Raw genomic sequence first — 17,248 nt, 5'->3', positions numbered from 1 at the left:
GCGGCCGGATCCGTTCTCGAAGGAGCTCCTAAGGTGCCTATACGAAGACGTGCGGCGAGTGCCGCGCTGGTCTTAGCGGCCGCGTCGTTCAATCTGCTCGGTGCCCCTGGCACGGCAGCGGCACAGCCCCAGGGAGGCATCGTCCTGCCCGTGCGGTCGCACTGGCAGACCCTCGCCGACAGCCGCCATGTATATGTCAGCTCGCCCGGCGATGACGCGGTGCTGGCCACCGACCACGACGGGCAGGTCGTGAAGAAGGTGGAGGGTCTCGACGGGGCGCGGGGCATGGCCGAGTCGGCCGACGAGTCCACCCTGTACGTTGCGCTCCCCGACGCTGACGCGATCTCCGTCATCGACACCGCGACCTTGACCGAGACACGGCGCATCCCCACCGGGACCGACACCGAACCGGAGAGCGTAGCCCTCGCCGGCGACCGGCTGTTCTTCGGCTACCAGGCCACCGTCTTCGACGCCGGTATCGGGTCGGTCGCCATCGCCGAGGCGAGCCCGACCGTCCGCCTGGACGACAACCCCGTCTGGTACGGCAAGCCGCGGCTCGCCTCGTCGTCGGGCGCGCCCGACCGGCTCGTCGCCGCGGAGAGCCAGGGCGCGGCGGGCCTGCGTGTGTACGACGTGGGCTCCGGCACGCTTCAGGAGACCGCCTACAGCGACGCCGTCGGCGGTGTCGATGACGTGGCGGTGACGCCGGACGGCAACAGTGTGATCACCGCGAACGGCTCCAACTACTACCACCAGCGGTGGCGCCTGTCGGACCTGACGGAGGAGGCCCAGTACGACACGGGCCCCTACCCCAACTCCGTCGCTGTCGACTCCCACGGCACGGTCGCCGCCGGGATCGTGGCGGGAGGGGACTGGGACATCTACCTCTACCGCGCGGGAGAGACCACCGCATACCGCACGGTCGCGTTGTCGTGGCCGTACATGGATCTGCTTCGCCGGGGCGTGGCCTGGGCGCCCGACGGCAACCGGCTGTTCGCCACCCGCTTCCCCTACTCGGGCGAGGTCATCCTCGACATCGTCACCGACGTCGCCAAGGCATCCAGCACGATCACTCTGTCCGCCCCGCCGACGAACCCCGTCGGCACGCCGGTCACCGTGACGGGGAGACTGACCTCCCTGATCCCCTTCCTCAAGCACGGAACGGTCACGGTGACGCGCAACGGCGTGGAGCTGCCGGATGTGAAGGTCGCACGGGACGGCACCTTCCACTTCTGCGACACCCCGCCTGACTGGACCACGTATTCCCAGTACACGGTCACCTATGCGGGCGACGCCACGCATGTGCCTGGCACGGCGAACGTCACGGTCGAGTTCGTCAGCTGACCGGGCCGGGCAGTTTGCCGATCCCGTCACAAGGGGCTGGTGTCCCGGAGGACACCGGCCCCACACCGCGCCGACGTACGAATGTCGTTGGCTTTGCCGGTCCAACCTGACGCTCACCTAGCGGGACCGCCACCCGCCGCGTCAGGACACGAACGCCCGCAGCAGTTTCGCGAACGTCGTCAGCTCGTCGATCATCTCCTGCGGAAGCGGCTTCTCGTCGAAGTGGGCGATCCGGTTACGGATGTCCTTCACCCGTTTCAGGCGGCCGATGAACTGTTCCCTGGGCATGTTGGGCCACTTCAGGGCTTCCCAGTTGGCGTCGGCGCTCTCGGCCAGCGACGTCTTCAGCTGGTCGCCGTCGAGGAGCCTCAGGTAGTCGCCGAACATGAGGTCGGAGACCTGCCCTGTGCGGTGGTCGGGCTTCTTGTTCGTCTGGACGGCCTTGACGGTCTCCTCGTCCAGCGCCGCGCCCAGGCAGCGGCGCAGCAGGGACTCGATCTCCCCGACGATGAAGAAGGGCCGCGCCGCGCCCTCGAAGCGGTCCGTGACGTCCGCGGCGGTGATGACGCCGGAGAGACAGCCGTCGTCGCCCCGGACCAGGAGATACCCGTGTTCGCGGATGACCGGCAGGGCGGAGAAGAACTCCTGGCGAGTGTCGGCGAGGGGAAAGGAGTCCTTCTCCATCGCGTTGTCCAGCGTCGGTTCCTTGCCCGCTTCGTACATCTTGGCGACGGACCCCCAGGTGACAACCCCATGGACATGCGCCATACCGGTGGTCACCGGGACCTGCGCGACGCCCTTCGTGCGCATCAGGAACGTAGCCTGTGGCAGGGGCGTGCCGGGACCGACGGACACCAGGCCACGCCGCGCCGACGGGATGTCCCCGAGCAACAGGCGCTGCGGAAGGGCGGCCGAGGGCAAGGCCTCCTCCGTCTCGTCCTCCTCCACGTCGGCGGGGGCGGCCCGCGCCGGGACGGACATGAGCGGCACCACGTCGACGTTGCTGCGCTGGCCGCACACGGCGAAGTCCGGCAGCGTCGTCAGCCCGGCGTCCGTGAGTGCCTGCGAGATGCGGTGCACCGTCCGATGGTCGCGGACTCTGACCTGGAACAGGTCGAGAATGTCCTGCACGGGGACGGTTCTGCCCTTCAGCGCGGCGAGGTCCGGCCCGCTCGGTGAGGTCGTCATCGGGCGTCGGCCTCCGCGAGGTCACGGAGCATGGTCCTCTTGCCCATGGCGGCGTGCACGAGATCCTGCAACTGCTTGGAACGGTCGCGGTAGAACCGTTCGTAGTCGTTGTCGCGGAGCGCTTCCGGATCGACGAGGTGGGTGGTGAGTACGTCGTCGAACCATTCGGGTCGCATGTCGGAGGCCGCGACCATGGTGGACAGATAGGACGCCGGCGCCCCCGTCATGTCCATCGCCGCACGGTAGGACAGGGGGGTCTTGTTCACGATGGAGTTCGTGGGCAGGCCCTCACTGTTGCCACGCCGGAACCAGGTCTTGGGGAAGATCTGCCGAACGTCCACGCCGTACTCGTCCAGCCTGCCTGGTTTGAGCGGGCTGTCCGTGTAGTGCAGGTCGACCGCCCCCTGCCTGATCAGCAGGGCGTAGATGCCCTTGTAGGCGGCGCTGTTGCGGGTGGTGAGGCTGTCGAGGCGGTCGGCGAAGAAGAAGGCGTCCGTGACGGTGTCGGGCGCCCGGTCATCTTGCGCGATCCAGGGGACGAACTGCTCGACGTCACGGGTGAAGCGGGTCTCGGTGGAGCCGCCGTACATCTCGCCGAGGACCCCGCACCAGTACCACTGCTCGGTCTTCTCCTCCGACCCCAGGCCGTCCAGCGCCGTATCGAGGATGGCACGGACGGCGGCGAGCGGGACGAGCTGAGTCTGGTACGGCAGATCCCTCGGGCGGACGATGCACTGCCGTTCCAGGAAGTCGCCCACCCAGGCGAAAGCATCAGCGAGTTTCGGCGCCAGGCGGATGAAGTCGGCCAGCGGGAGGTCCAGCAGGTCCCGGCGCTTGCACGACACCGTCGCCCCGGTGCGAGCCTGCTTCCGCTCCCAGGTGCGGACCAGGGCGATGGCCTGCAGGAAGTCGATGCTGCTCAGCCCGTTCTCGAGGCCGCTGTCCAGACGGCCGAAGACCGGGTACTTGGCCGCCAGCCCCTGCTTGATCTCCCGCCACACCTGGGGGAGTTGGTAGTAGTCCCCGGTCCGGTTCTCGTACTCGCGGTCCCCGGCGTAGGTCGCGGTGAGAAGTTCGAAGACGTTCAGGGGCACACCGCCCGTGTTGACCCGCTCGAACACCGCGCAGACGGCGTCCATGGAGGTGGAGGCGCCCAGCCGGATCATCGGGACCTGGAAGGCACGGATCTGCTGGAGGACCGACTCGTCGAACTGGCCCCACAGAGCCCAGTTCTGGTTCTCGTCCGCCTTGATGTACGACATCATCCACTGGTTCACGCGCTGGGCGTCGAAGACGAGGTGCAGAGGGAAGAGGCCGGCCGCGCACTCGCCCTCCGTGGTCCTCAGGTCCAGCACCACCGTGCGGTTGAAGTCGGTGCGGAGCACCTTGTCCGCCGGGACGGACAGGATGGCCTCGTCGCGGTCCGCGGAGGGGCCGACGGCCTTCGCGATGTCGACGTAGTACCACCGCTCGATGGGCTTGCCACGGGCGTCCGCGGTCTCCACCGGGGCGTCCAGCCACAGGGCCTGGAAGAGAGAGGTGAGGCGCTGCTGCCCGTCCAGAAGGAGGAGGTCCGCGGACGGATCGCCGTCCGGGCGTGCTCCGGTGAGCGTCCGGGAGCGGAAGCGGGTGGCGCCGCCGGTCTGCAGCGTCATCACCACGCCTAGCGGATAGTCGAGCGTCACCGTCGCGATGATGGCGCGGATCCGGTCGTCGTCCCATTTCCAGTTCCGCTGGAAGTCGGGCAACTGTAAGGAGCCTGACGCCACGTCCGCCAGTACGTCCTTCAGCTTCACATTGTCGAGTGCCGCCACGTTCGTCCCACTCCCACCCTCGTGTATGTACAGAGAGTGATTCCAGCAGCGTCTCCCGGTGACCGTCAACCGATTCAACGAAGGGAGCGCCTCGCCGCGCTGCCGCGGGAAGCGTGGCCCGACCCACGGCCACCCTCCTGTCCCCGTACTGGCCTGCCCGTGGAAATGGAAGACTGGTCGCTGTGAGCACCACCGGATCCCAGCGCCTCGCACAGGTGAGCGCCGCCCGCCGCCGTACCGTCATCGACGCGCTGCGGCGCGGTGCCGTACCCGACAGCGGACTCGACCTGCTGGCCACCGGACTCGACCGGTTCGAAGCAGCCCTGGACGCGGAACTGGACGCCGTGGCGTCCGGCGGCTCCGTGTTCAAGGCCGTGCGAGGTGAGTACGGGTCCGGCAAGACGTTCTTCACCCGCTGGCTGGGGGAGCGGGCCAAGCGCCGCAACTTCGCCGTGGCCGAGATCCAGGTCTCGGAGAACGAGACCCCGCTGCACCGGCTGGAGACCGTTTACCGGCGGCTCACCGAACGGCTCACCACCTCCAGTTTCCCGCCCAGCGCGCTGCGGCCCGTGGTCGACGCCTGGTTCTACGCCCTGGAGGAGGACGCTCTCGCGGCCGGAGCGACCGAGGAGGAACTGCCGAACGAGGTGGAGAGGCTGCTCGTCGCACGGCTCGCCGAGGTCTCCCGGCACGCCCCGTCGTTCGCCACCGCTCTGCGCGGCTACCGGTCCGCCCTCGCGGACGGCGACGAGGCGACTGCCGCGGCCGTCCTGGCGTGGCTGGGCGGCCAGCCGCACGTCGCGGCCTCCGCCCGCCGGTCAGCCGGGGTACGCGGCGACCTCGACCACTTCGGTGCGCTCGGGTTCCTGCAGGGGCTCCTCACCGTACTGCGCGACTCCGGGCACACCGGGCTGTTCGTGGTCCTCGACGAGGTGGAGACCCTGCAGCGGGTCCGGTCGGACGCCCGTGACAAGGCACTCAACGCGCTGCGGCAGCTCATCGACGAGGTCCACTCGGGCCGTTTCCCCGGCCTCTATCTGGTCATCACGGGCACCCCGGCCTTCTACGACGGTCAGCAGGGCGTACAGCGTCTGGCCCCGCTGGCTCAGCGGCTGGCCACCGACTTCACGACCGACCCGCGCTTCGACAACCCTCGCGCCGTGCAGATCAGGCTTCCTGGCTTCAACCAGGAGTCCCTGGTCGGACTCGGCCTCACCATCCGTGACCTGTACGCCGACGCCGCAGAGATGCCCGAGCGCGTGCGGAAGGTTGTCGACGACGCGTATGTCGCCGACCTCGCGGTGGCCGTCGGCGGCGCGTTGGGCGGGAAGGTCGGAGTGGCTCCCCGGCTGTTCCTGAAGAAACTCGTCGGGGACGTACTCGACCGCGTGGACCAGTTCGACGACTTCGACCCCCGACAGCACTACCGGCTCACCGTCGGCGGCAGCGAACTCACCGATGTCGAGCGGAACCTGGCCGCCACGGTGTCCGGAGACTCCGCGTCGGCCGATGACATCGACCTGGAGCTGTGATGGCGGACGCGGGAGTCCCGGCCGGGAAAGACCCGGGTGACGAGGACGTCGACGTCCTGGACCTACTCGACCCCGTCGTCCTGCATCACATCGTCAACACCCTTGGATGGCCCGATCTGCGACCGCTGCAGCGAGCGGCGATCACGCCGCTCATGCAGGGGCAGGACGCCGTACTGCTGGCTCCGACGGCGGGGGGCAAGACCGAGGCGGCCTGCTTCCCTCTGCTGTCGGCGATGACCGAGCAGAAGTGGACCGGCACGTCCGTGCTGTACCTGTGTCCGCTCAAGGCACTTCTCAACAACCTGGTCGTCCGTGTCAACTCCTATGCCCAGTGGCTGGGGCGACGCGCTGCCCTCTGGCACGGTGACACCAAGGAATCGCAACGGCAGCGCATTCGGGCCGAGGCTCCGGACATCCTGCTGACCACGCCCGAGTCGCTCGAAGCGATGCTGATCGGCGTCAAGACCGACCACGCCCGCCTGTTGGGAAGCGTCCGGGCCGTCGTCATCGACGAAGTGCACGCGTTCGCAGGGGATGACCGGGGATGGCACCTGCTCGCCGTGCTCGAACGGTTGGAGCGGGTCACCGGACGGCCCATCCAGCGAGTCGGGCTCTCGGCGACCGTCGGCAATCCGGCCGAGTTGCTGCACTGGCTGCAAGGCGCGGGCGTCGGCACCCGCACCGGTCAGGTGGTCGCCCCCGGAGTGCACCTGCCGGCCACCGACGGCAGCGGACACGGCGGCAAAGCGAGTCCCGAGCCGTCCAACAGACCTTCCGGCGAAGTGGAACTCGACTACGTCGGGTCCCTCGACAATGCGGCCAAACTCATCGCGGCGCTGCACAGAGGGGAGAAGCGGCTCGTCTTCTGCGACTCGCGCCGCCAGGTCGAGGAGTTGGGCGCGGCGCTTCGCGCGCGCGAGGTGACTGTCTTCCTGTCCCACGCCTCCCTCTCCGTCGACGAACGCACCCGCTCCGAGCAGGCGTTCGCCGAGGCACGCGACTGCGTCATCGTCTCCACGTCAACCCTCGAACTCGGCATCGACGTCGGTGACCTCGACCGCGTCATCCAGATCGACGCACCGACCACCGTCGCCTCGTTCCTGCAACGCATCGGACGCACCGGGCGGCGGTCCGGCACGATGCGGAACTGTCTGTTCCTGACCACCCGCAAAGAGACGCTGCTCCAGGCGGCGGGCCTGTTGCTGATTTGGTCGCGGGGCTGGGTGGAACCGGTCGTCCCGCCGCCAGAGCCGCGCCACCTGGTGGCCCAGCAACTGCTTGCCGTCACCCTCCAACAGCACAAGCTCGGCGACCGGTTGTGGGACCGGCAGTGGAACGGCCTCGCCCCCTTCGACAAGTCCGCTGCCCCCATCCTGCGCTTCCTCACCGAGGAAGGCTTCCTCGACAGCGACGGCGGAATGCTGTTCGTCGGTCCCGAGGCGGAACGACGCTTCGGTAAAAGGCACTTCATCGAGCTCACCGCCTCCTTCACCGCACCTCCGCAGTTCACCGTTCTGTCCGGACGCACGGAGATCGGCCGCACCGACCCGAGCGTGCTCACGGAGGAACGCCCCGGCCCCAGGCGGTTGCTGCTCGGCGGACGCAGTTGGCAGGTCACGTACATCGACTGGCTGCGCAAACGCGTCTTCGTCGAGCCGGCCGACGGCGGCGGAATCGCCAAGTGGATGAACGGCGGCGTCACCGGACTGTCGTACGCCCTGACGCGTGCCATGCGCGAGGTACTGCTGGGCACGGCCCCGCCGGTCTCCCTCACCCGGCGTGCGGAGGCATGCCTGGCCGAACAGCGCGAAACCGACGCACCTGACACCGTCCACCGGGGCGGCACGCTGATCACGCGCGTCGGCTCCGACGTCCGTTGGTGGACCTGGGCCGGTTACCGCGCCAACGCCACCCTGGCGGCCACCCTCCAGTCGGTCACGGACCCCCTGCAACGGCCCACCGACAGCTGGGTGCGCCTGCGCGAGAACCTCACCCCGGCCGCCTGGCGTGTGGCCCGTGAGAACGTCGGCGAGAACCTCGTCCTACCCGACGTGGACCGCCGGGCCGTACGCGGGCTGAAGTTCTCCGTCGCTCTCCCGGAACGCCTCGCCGTGGCCACGGTGGCGGCCCGCTTGGCCGACTTCGAGAGCGCCCGGTTGGTGCTCGGTGAGTCGGCGCGCTTTCAGTGGGACGGCTGAACCGGACGAGCCGCCAGAGCCGCTTCAGCCGGACGCCAGGTCTTCCTCAATAGTGACGACGCCCCCCATCCCGGGCCGCTCCAGGGCGGGGTGTTTCCTTACGTAGCCATCAAGGTAGCCACACAAGCGCACTCCCTACACGATTGCACAGGTCATTGCGCTGCGGTGACTCTCCCCGGCGGTACGGCCGGCTCGTCTGCCGCCTAGGGCCCATGACCAGGGAACATGCTGGTGAGGGGCCCTTTTTCGCCAGTTCAGGAGCTTGCTCGAACCCCGGTCCGTGCCGGTTCCAACCGGATCTCACGGTTACGAACGTAGCCACCAAGGTAGCCACACACGCGGGCCACTCTGGGCACTCGCCCTGATCACTGGAAATTGAGACCTCGCGTTTGCCCGAAGTGCAGAGCGGTGCGCGGTGCGGGCCGACCGCCCTCGTGCCCGGGAGACACCCTGTTCCGGGGATCCTTGTCGGCCGGAGTGACGGGCGTCAGCTTGGGGTGACCAGCTGGTTGAGCAGCGGGCTCCACCGGATTGCTCTCACCGAGGCGTCATCGTTGCGGATCCATGCCCGACAAGTTCAGGGCGTATCCCGCGGCGGCGCCGAGCTGGGCAAGGAACGCCCGCTGGGCCCGGCCGTTGCCCTCGCGGGACGGGTGGAGGACGTTCAAGTCGCCGTACAACGTGGGTCAGTTGGATGAGGACGCTTCTACCCGTGAGTTCTCTGGAGTTCCACGCAGTTGAGCAGCGCGCCTTGAGCAGGTACAGGTAGCGCACTGGGGTGTCCTCCCATCCTGTGTCTGATTCGTGTTGCCAACTCGCCAACCTCTGGCCTTTATTGTGTGAAAATCCGACTGACGTGTGGCATGGTCGTGCGCTCAGCCGATCGTTCGGGATCGGCGCTGAGGTAGGCGGTCACGGAGGAAGGCACTTGGCGAGGCACGAGGACAGCCGCAAGGACGACGACCCTGCTCCCCTCCACGGTCCCTCGCGGACGTCCTCGTTCGTGATGGTCCACGTAGGCCAATCGTCCGGAACCCAGCGCAATCTGCAGTACGGGATCGAAACCCGGTCGTGGGGGTTCCCTGTGTGGAGGCCCGAGTACCGGTCCGCGCGCCCGCGCTTCGCCGTGCTGGCCACGGGAGTGGGTCCGCGCGTACAACTCGACGTATGGAGTACCAAGAAGATCACTTTGTACCTGTTCGAAGTAGGTGAGAATTTTTACGAGGCGAAGGCTCCTCACTGGCCGGACGAGGAAGCCGAGAGCGCCATCAAGTACCCGGTGCGATTCGGCATCGAGCCGTTGGCTGTACTCCACGACGTCCGTCTTGATGAGGGCGGGCCGCTTGGAATGGCCGCCAGCGACGCCATACGTGTTTCGGGGACTCAACGAGGCATAGGCATGGTCGTCGACATGGATCCGCAGCCGTTGCTCGATGCGGCCGGGATCCCAGCGAACTGGTCCGAACAGCAGACGGTGGCCCTGAACCGCACGCCGGGCTTCACCGCGGAGCAGGTGAAGCCGCCCAAGCCACCGAAGCGGCCCTCCAGCGGAGCGGGCTTCGTCTCCGACCCCAAGAAGCGCAAGGCCATCGAACTGCACGCGGAGGACATGGCAGTCGCTCACTACGAGGGGGAGGGCTGGACGGTCGAACGCCTTGGCAAGCCGTACGACCTCCACTGCACCCGTGACGGGGATGAGCGCCGCGTAGAGGTGAAGGGAACAACGGGAGCGGCCACGAGCGTCGACCTGACGATCAACGAGGTCGAGCACGCCCGGGACCCGCAGAACACCGTGGACCTATTTGTGGTCAGTGACATCAAGGTGGACTTGCGGACCGACAACTGCACAGCGAGTGGCGGCAGGGTGTTGCACCTCCATGACTGGGCGCCGGCTGAGGCGGACCTGAGGCCGCGGAGCTTCGAGTACCGCCTACCGCTCGCCTGACTGCCCAGACGCACCTTCAGGGTCTCCGGGAGCAAGCCCCGCAGGCCCCTTGCCTCCGAGTCCACAGCCCTTATGGAGATGGTCCGTGCCTCTTCTTCGCATGTCCGCACGTGCTCTGTTCGATCAGTGCAGTGACGGAACCGTCGTCGAGCGGCTCGCCCAGAAGTACCGCTCGGTGCTCTTCCAGCCCCCTTCGTCCAGTGAACGCCGCTCGTGGGAGAACAGTCTCCCGGCCCTGGCAGAGGTTCTGTGCGACGCGGGGCTGGATGACATCGAGGTGCTGGTCGAGCACCGATTACCCCTTACCAGCCTGCGCGCAGATATTGTCCTTGCCGGCTCCCATCCCAGGACGGGCAGACCGTCCTACGTCATCGTCGAGCTCAAGCAGTGGAGCGAAGCGCGCCTCGTTCCTGGTACTGACAATTTATGTTTAGTGGCGAGAATGGGCAATCGACCGGCTCTACATCCCGTGGCTCAGATGCGCCGCTACTGCGACTACCTGCACGACTTCACCAATGTGCTGAGTGATCAGGAGGACTCCGTCGCGGGTGTGGCCTATCTGCACTATGCAGTCGATCGGGATGTCAGTGAACTATTAGGACTACCCGACGCGAGGGCGCAACTTTTCACGGATACATCCCGCGGAGAACTTATAAAGTATCTGCAGACCCGCCTTTCTGGCCTGGACGGTTCGTCAGAGGCTGATTATCTCCTGGGTAGCCCCCATGCCCCCAGTCGTCAACTAATGCGTGTAGCTGCTGCCGAGATAATCGACGGTGGTGAGTTCCTTCTGATGGATGAACAAGAGGTGGCGGCTCGTTTGGTGAAGCGGGCGGCGGACCTGTCGCGACAGTCAGACCAGAAGGAAGTCATAGTGATATCGGGGGGTCCCGGTTCGGGTAAGAGTGTCATTGCGCTGCATCTGATGGGGTACCTCGGGAGGAACGGGCGAAGCGTTGTCCACGCCACCGGATCAAAGTCCTTCACTACCACTCTCCGGCACGTCGTCGGCACTAAGAACGGCCGAATTCCCAAGCTCTTCCGTTATTTCTTCGACTTCGCAAGTGCTGAACGAAACGGGCTGGACGTTTTGATCTGTGATGAAGCCCATCGCATTCGCCAGCGGTCGTCGAGGCAGGGCGCGTACGCCGGGCATCGGAGCGGTCGAAGCCAAGTGGAGGAACTCATCGACGCAGCCAGGGTCCCCGTCTTTTTGATCGACGAGCATCAGGTTGTGAGGCCCGGGGAGATGGGAAGCGTCGAGACCATCGACGAGGCTGCTCACATGCGCGGGTGCGTTGTTCGCCATGTCGATCTCAACAGCCAGTTTCGGTGCGGCGGGAGCCGTGCCTACGAACATTGGGTCCTCCGTCTACTCGGTCTCGAGCCCGGTGGCCCGATTCGGTGGCGGCCCGAAGAAGATTTCGAATTGCTCGTCGCCGAATCGCCTCAACGGATGGAGAGCTATCTACGCGACCGGCATGAATTCGGCTACACCTCTCGCATGACGGCAGGATTCTGCTGGCAGTGGAGCGATCCGCTGCTTGACGGCAGTCTCGTCGACGACGTGGTTATTGGGGAATGGCGCAAGCCCTGGAACCTTAGAGGTGAGCGACCTGCAGGAGGGGCACCCGTTTCCTCGCTGTGGGCCACTGATCCGTCAGGATTCGGGCAGATCGGATGCATTTACACGGCCCAAGGATTCGAGTACGCTTGGAACGGAATGATTTTCGGTCCCGACTTGGTGTGGCGGGAAAATGAGTGGCGTGCTGTCCCTGGAGAGAGCCGGGACCACGCCGTGAAAAAGGCGGAGCCAGAAGCCTTCGGTCGCCTTATTCGAAATACCTACAAAGTGCTGCTTACTCGGGGGATGGTCGGTACCGTGCTCTACTCAACCGATCCCGAGACTCGGGCCATGCTGGCTAGCCTGGTCCCGGCTGGGATAAAGCAGGGCCCGTGAGCGGGGGACATTCGACACCTACCTGGTTCGCCGGTTCCTCCAAGGAGCCGGGCAATGCCTACCTGCCCGTAGTCCCGGCACGCGGCAAGCGCGATGGGGTTCATGCTGTTCGAGGAAAAACGGTTCTGGGCAAGAGGCATGGCTATTCCTGCATCGCGCGGTTCGTTGTGCGTCCACGATGAGTACCTGGGCCCCGCCAAGAATTGCGTCAGCCTGTCAGGCCTGGGGCCAAGCAGGCTTTTAGCGAGCCTCGCACGAGTCGGCCGATAATCGCGTCCGGCCGAGCCGCCGCTGCCAACTGCCGCTTACCTCCCGAGGCAATGCTCGCTGCTTCAGGCACCTCGAACACCGCCTGAGCCGCCCATGGCTCCTGCAGCGAGTCTTGGACGCCGCGGACCGACTGCCCCAGAAAGCGACCAAGCACCGCTGGACGTAGCCGTCAAAGTAGCCCCGCTGGTGGGCGCTATGCCCGTCTGCGCAGGTCATAGCGCTACGATGACTCCCCGGCGTACAGCCCGACTCGTCCGCCGCGGCCGGATTGCGCGGCCTCGGTGTTGACCTGTAGGCGGTCTCTGAACCTGGGTTCTGGATCACGTACAGGTGCCGGGGCCACGAGGGTCTCCGAAACCGCGATCATGAGCGGCTGTGAGCGATGCCGTGTCCGGAGACCTCTGGTTCCCGCTAGTGGATGGTGACCTGGTTGAGAACTGGCTGGCCGGGCAGCCCGTCTTACGGGCGCGCTCGCGGTGAAGACGAGCCGGTCGATCGTGCTGCGGCTGATCCGAGCCCTGCCCGACCCGTCGGCACGCACGTCGCGGGTTCCGGGCGTCGATGGGTTCTTGTACGCAAGGGCCACGTCACGCCACCATCCTGATGGACATCGAAACCGCCGCCCGGTCGACTGCCTCTCCGACCGGTCCGGGTGCACGGCCCGGGTATTTCGCTGTTGAGTCGGCCGGACGTCACGGGGCTGGTGGGCCTTCGACATCAGTCGGCAGCATCACCGCTTGTCTCTTCGCCGGACTCTGCTCTGTCCCGACGGCGTGGCGGACACGGCGAGGACGGACAGGAGCGCGAGCGCGCAGGCGGGACCGAGGAGGGTCCACGGGGCGAGTTCGGCGTACGGCTGGTTCTCCGAGAGCAGGCGGCCCCATTCCGGAGTGGGCGGCTGCTCGCCCAGACCCAGGAAGCCGAGAGAGGCCAGGACGAGGACCGTGGTGGGCAACCGCAGCAGGGCGTTGCGCAGGACGGCAGGCAGGACCGCGGGGAGGTAGTGGTGGCGCGTCAGAAACCGCGGGCCGGCGCCGAAGGAGATCGAGGCGAGCAGGTGGCCGCTGGCCCGTTCCTCTTCGAACAGTGCGGCGGCCTGGGCGGCGTAAGGGGTCCAGGCCACCATGCACACCGCGAGCGCGGCGCCCCAGGCCGACGGCCCGGTCACCGCGGTCGTCAGCAGTCCGGCGAGGACGGCCGGCAGCGTGGACACGACTTCCGTCAGGCCCGCGCCCACGCGAGCCGCCATGCCGAGCAGCAGCCCGAGGACGGCGCTGACGCCAGTCACCGCGAGGGCCGCGCCGGCCGTACGCAGTGCCCCGTGGCCCAGCCGGGCGAGCATGTCGCGGCCGAGTGCGTCCGTGCCGAGTGGGTGGGCGGCCGAAGGCGGCAGCAGCCGGGCGGCCGTGTCCACGTACAGGGGGTCGCGCAGCAGACCAGCCGCGACGAGGGCGAGCAGAGCGGAGGCGCACAGTCCGGCGATCCAGCGCGTGGAGCGCCGCCGCGCGAGGACGGGCCGACGCAGGGTGTGCAGAGCGCCGTCGCGCAGGGCGGGGCCGAGCAGGGCGCGGCGCAGAACCTGGAGGAGGAGGCCGGCGGTGACGCCGAGCAGGACGAGGGCCAGCGTCGCGGTCTGCAGTGGGGGGAGGTCCTGGGCCATGGCGGCGTCCAGGGCGAGTCGGCCGAGTCCGGGGATATTGAAGATCTTCTCCACCGCGACCGCGCCGCCGACCAGGGCGACGACTGTCGGCAGGAGCTGCGGAAGCACGCCGGCCAGGGAGCGGCGCAGCGCGTTACGGGCGATGAGGCCGGAGGGGAAACCGTAGGCGTGCCAGGTCCGCGCCCAGGGTTCCTGGAAGGCGGCGGGCAGGGACTGGTCGAGCAGGCCGCCGATCATCGCCCCGGAGGGCACCCCCAGGGCGAGGGAAGGCAGCACCATCGACTGCGGCCCCTCCCAGCCACTGGAGGGGAACCAGCCCAGCCACACCCCGCAGACGGTCGCGAGCAGCGAGGCGAGCAGGAACTTGGGCAGCGCGGCGAGGAGGGCCGCCGCGGTGCCCGCCCGCGCCTGTCGCAGCCGACGCCGGGAGCCGAGGTAGAGGGTGCGGGCGCTGACCAGCGCGGCCACCGTGGCCGTGACCACGAGTGCCCCGAGCATCAGCGTGACGGAGACCGCCAACGCGGACGTCACCTGGGGCAGCACCGGCTCGCCGGACACCCAGGACGTGCCCGCGTCGCCGCGCGGCAGCCCACCGAGCCAGCGCACCAGGTTGCTGAGCGGCCCACCGTCGAGGCCCAGTTGTTCCCGTACGGCGGCCAGTTGTGCAGGGGTCGGGTCCTGGTCGGCGTTGCGGGCCCGCAGGACTGTTCGCGCCGGGTCGGTGCCGGACAGCCAGGGCAGCAGGGATACGGCCGTCAGCAGGGCACTTCCCGCGACGAGACGGCCGACACTCATGCGCCACACGGCCGGCCGGCCCATGGCGCCGGCCGATGTCACGCTCATCTACTTCAGTCGGGTGTCGACGTCGACCAGCGACCGCTCACGCGGGTCGAGCAGCACGCCCTCGACATCGGTGGCGATGCCCTGCACGACCTTCTCGTGGACCATCGGCACGACGGCGTCCGTGCGCAGGACCTCCGCCTCCGCCCGCATGATCTTCTGCTGCCGCTGAGCGGTGTCGCTTTCCTCGGCCGCGGCCTCGATGGCCCGGTCGACTTCGGGGTCCTTCAGGCCCGCCATGTTGTAGACGCCGTCGCTGGTGAAGTCGCTCGCGAGGTAGGCGACCGCGTCCCCGGTGTCGAGGAGTGTCACCCGGGAGAAGACGAGCGCGTCGTACTTGCCCGCGAGGAGGTCGGCCTCCATCCGCGTGTACTCGCGTATGTCCTGCTTCACGGTGAATCCGGCCTTCTCCAGCTGCTGCTGCAGCACGGTCGCGGCTTCCGGCAGTTCAGCGCGGTTGGTGATGGCGGCAAGGCGCACGGTCCTGCCCTTGGTCTTGGCCTCCACCTGCGCGGGGGTCGCGGGTTCGACGCGCGCGGTCACCGCGACACGGTTGTCGGCCGCCCAGGGGACGGCGGGCCCGAGCAGGCCCTGTGCGGGGTCGGCGTACCCGCCGAAGACCGAGTCGACGAGGGCGGAACCGTCCGCGGCCTCGCGGGCAGCCGCCCGCAGTGTCCTGTCCCCGAAGATGCCGCCGGTACGGGTGTTCAGGATCAGGCTGTCGGTGCGCAGGGAGGACACCTCGTGGCGGGTGTCCTTGTCCAGCAGCTTCGCCTGGGAGGTGGGGATCCACTCGGCGATGTCGACGTCGCCGCTGCGCAGGGCGTTGGCGCGGGCGGTCCCGTCGGCGATCCACGTGACGTCGATGCCGGACGACTTGGCCTTGCCGCCCCAGTAGCCGTCGTAGCGATCCAGTGTGACCTTGGACTTCCCGATGAGCTTACTGATCTCGAAGGGGCCGGTACCGGTGCCGACGGGACTGACGGTGCCGCCCTTGCCGTACGCCTCGGGGGCGAGGATGCCCAGGGCAGGGCTGGCAAGGCGCAGCGGCAGCACCGGGTCAGCGGTCTTCGTGGTGAGCGTGACGGTGTCGGCGTCGTCGGCCTTCGCGGTGAGGGCCACGTCGCTGAGGACGCGGGGCTTGGGCTCGGCGGCACCCGCGTGGTCGAGCGCGTTCACGACGGACTCGGCGGTGACCTCCGTGCCGTCCTGGAAGGTGGCCGCGCGCAGTTCGAAGGTCCAGGTGGTGTCGTCCGTCTGCTTCCACGACTTTGCCAGCGCCGGCTGGGCGGCGCCGTTCATGTCCAGTGCGGTGAGCCCCTCGGCTACGGAGAGCTTGCTCAGCACGGTGGCGTCGTTGCTGTACGGGGACAACGCCTGTACCGGCGGTATCGCCAGCGCGACCCTCAGCCGTCCGCCCGGCGCGGCATTGTCGGCCGTGCCCGAGCCCCCTTCCCCGGACACGAAACAACCGGCCAGCAACGGAGCGAGGGCCAGCACCGTGAGGAGGCCACGGGACGGGGGCGTGCGCATGGTTGATCCTGTCGTGCGGGAGAACTGGGGACGGTCGCGCCTGCGCGTACGGGGTACGGCGGCGAGGCTGCGCCAGTATATTAGGTAAGGCTTACCAAGCTTTCTCCGGAGGGGCTTGGGCGAGGTAGGTGGCGAGGCCGAATCCGGTGGTGTTCGGCCTTGCCGGAACGTGCCACGCACCGAGCTTGATCAGGGCCTGGTCGTACGATGCCGGTGTGGATGAGCTCCTGCACCCCCGAAGTGACAGCGTCCGGCGATTTCTCCGCCGCTGGTACGGCATATCCGGCGAATCGGCGGAACCCGCCTTCCCGCAATTCGAGGACATCCCCCACGAATTGGTCGAATGGCACGAAGCGGCTTCTTCGACCGGAACGCGGGTCGTATTCCAGGATCATGCGGTGAAACCGGCCGACCTGAAAAGGGAAGCCGACAGCATGCTGGTTTTCTGGATCGAGAACCAGCACGGCTACTACTGGGCCGTGGATCCGGAATCCACGGACCGGCAGGTCCTCGACCGTACGAACACCTCCGACACATGGAGGCCCACCGGCGAGAACCTGGAGCGGTTCCTGCTGCACCGCACCGTGCACGAGGCGCTGACGGGAACGGAGGTGAAGTTCTCCGCCGTGGTGCCGACCGAGGTGCTCGAATCCGGAGCTCTGGACGGGTTCTCGGCCCTTCCCTTCGCCCCCGCGGTCAACGAGTCTTCGTCGACCCGTTGGCTGTGCAGTGGCGACGCCCTGGCCAGGGTCGCCCCTCCGCCGGCCGGCTACGCCCCGCCGGGCCAGGAAAGCTGGATGCTCACCATCGCCGCTGCGCCCGGCGCTGACCTCCGGAAGTACCGCGCCGGCCTGGAACCCCACGTTCTTGAAAGGCCACGCCGCGAGGAACGGCCCGACAAGGTGATCCCGGCGCCCCCCTTCTGAACCCCCCTGGATCCGCGCCGAAAAACACGTCTGCCGGT

General features: G+C 67.8%; 10 protein-coding genes. 6 read left to right on the top strand and 4 right to left on the bottom strand.

Features of this window, described 5'->3' with window-relative positions; translation table 11 throughout:
* The first annotated feature begins 33 nt into the window (after window positions 1-33).
* On the top strand, window positions 34-1,344 hold the full coding sequence (locus tag STRTUCAR8_RS30860) for a hypothetical protein (RefSeq protein WP_006380136.1): 1,311 nt from the start codon (window positions 34-36) through the stop codon (window positions 1,342-1,344).
* Between the two features lie 141 nt (window positions 1,345-1,485).
* Here the strand turns inward: STRTUCAR8_RS30860 and STRTUCAR8_RS30855 are convergent, their stop codons facing one another.
* Window positions 1,486-2,532, bottom strand: a complete 1,047-nt coding sequence (locus STRTUCAR8_RS30855; protein WP_006380072.1) for a CBS domain-containing protein — start codon at window positions 2,530-2,532, stop codon at window positions 1,486-1,488.
* Window positions 2,529-4,346 (bottom strand): DUF262 domain-containing protein, encoded by a 1,818-nt coding sequence (locus tag STRTUCAR8_RS30850; RefSeq protein ID WP_006380059.1) that lies wholly within the window; start codon window positions 4,344-4,346, stop codon window positions 2,529-2,531. Before STRTUCAR8_RS30850 ends, STRTUCAR8_RS30855 begins: the two co-directional genes overlap by 4 nt.
* Before the next feature lie 182 nt (window positions 4,347-4,528).
* On the opposite strand from STRTUCAR8_RS30850, the gene brxD reads away from it, so the two are divergent.
* From brxD to STRTUCAR8_RS50460, 4 genes are all read left to right on the top strand, one after another.
* Window positions 4,529-5,878: a BREX system ATP-binding protein BrxD gene (gene brxD, locus STRTUCAR8_RS30845; protein WP_006380093.1), complete on the top strand. Its 1,350-nt coding sequence runs from the start codon at window positions 4,529-4,531 to the stop codon at window positions 5,876-5,878.
* Complete coding sequence (locus tag STRTUCAR8_RS30840; protein ID WP_006380099.1) at window positions 5,878-8,076, top strand: DEAD/DEAH box helicase; 2,199 nt, start codon at window positions 5,878-5,880, stop codon at window positions 8,074-8,076. The genes brxD and STRTUCAR8_RS30840 overlap by 1 nt, the downstream gene beginning before the upstream one ends.
* A 1,189-nt stretch (window positions 8,077-9,265) precedes the next feature.
* Entirely contained in the window at window positions 9,266-10,021 is a 756-nt protein-coding gene (locus STRTUCAR8_RS30835) for a protein NO VEIN domain-containing protein (protein ID WP_234372675.1), read from the top strand.
* Between the two features lie 100 nt (window positions 10,022-10,121).
* Window positions 10,122-11,981 carry a DUF2075 domain-containing protein gene (locus tag STRTUCAR8_RS50460; RefSeq protein ID WP_100247710.1) on the top strand — a complete coding sequence of 620 codons (1,860 nt, stop codon included), beginning with the start codon at window positions 10,122-10,124 and terminating at the stop codon, window positions 11,979-11,981.
* A gap of 1,000 nt (window positions 11,982-12,981) precedes the next feature.
* Here STRTUCAR8_RS50460 and STRTUCAR8_RS30830 read toward each other — a convergent pair.
* On the bottom strand, window positions 12,982-14,754 hold the full coding sequence (locus tag STRTUCAR8_RS30830; protein WP_044473194.1) for an ABC transporter permease subunit: 1,773 nt from the start codon (window positions 14,752-14,754) through the stop codon (window positions 12,982-12,984).
* Window positions 14,755-16,284 (bottom strand): ABC transporter substrate-binding protein, encoded by a 1,530-nt coding sequence (locus STRTUCAR8_RS30825; protein ID WP_006380134.1) that lies wholly within the window; start codon window positions 16,282-16,284, stop codon window positions 14,755-14,757.
* 434 nt (window positions 16,285-16,718) lie between these two features.
* Between STRTUCAR8_RS30825 and STRTUCAR8_RS30820 the strand changes: the two genes are divergently transcribed.
* The gene (locus STRTUCAR8_RS30820; RefSeq protein WP_158697480.1) at window positions 16,719-17,210 is read left to right on the top strand and encodes a hypothetical protein; all 492 of its coding nucleotides are present in this window, start codon (window positions 16,719-16,721) and stop codon (window positions 17,208-17,210) included.
* Window positions 17,211-17,248 lie beyond the last annotated feature (38 nt).

The organism is Streptomyces turgidiscabies Car8, from assembly GCF_000331005.1.
Classification (GTDB): Bacteria; Actinomycetota; Actinomycetes; order Streptomycetales; family Streptomycetaceae; genus Streptomyces; species Streptomyces turgidiscabies.
The sequence above is the reverse complement of the archived record's forward strand: the minus strand, read 5'-3'. Positions and strand labels throughout refer to the sequence as shown.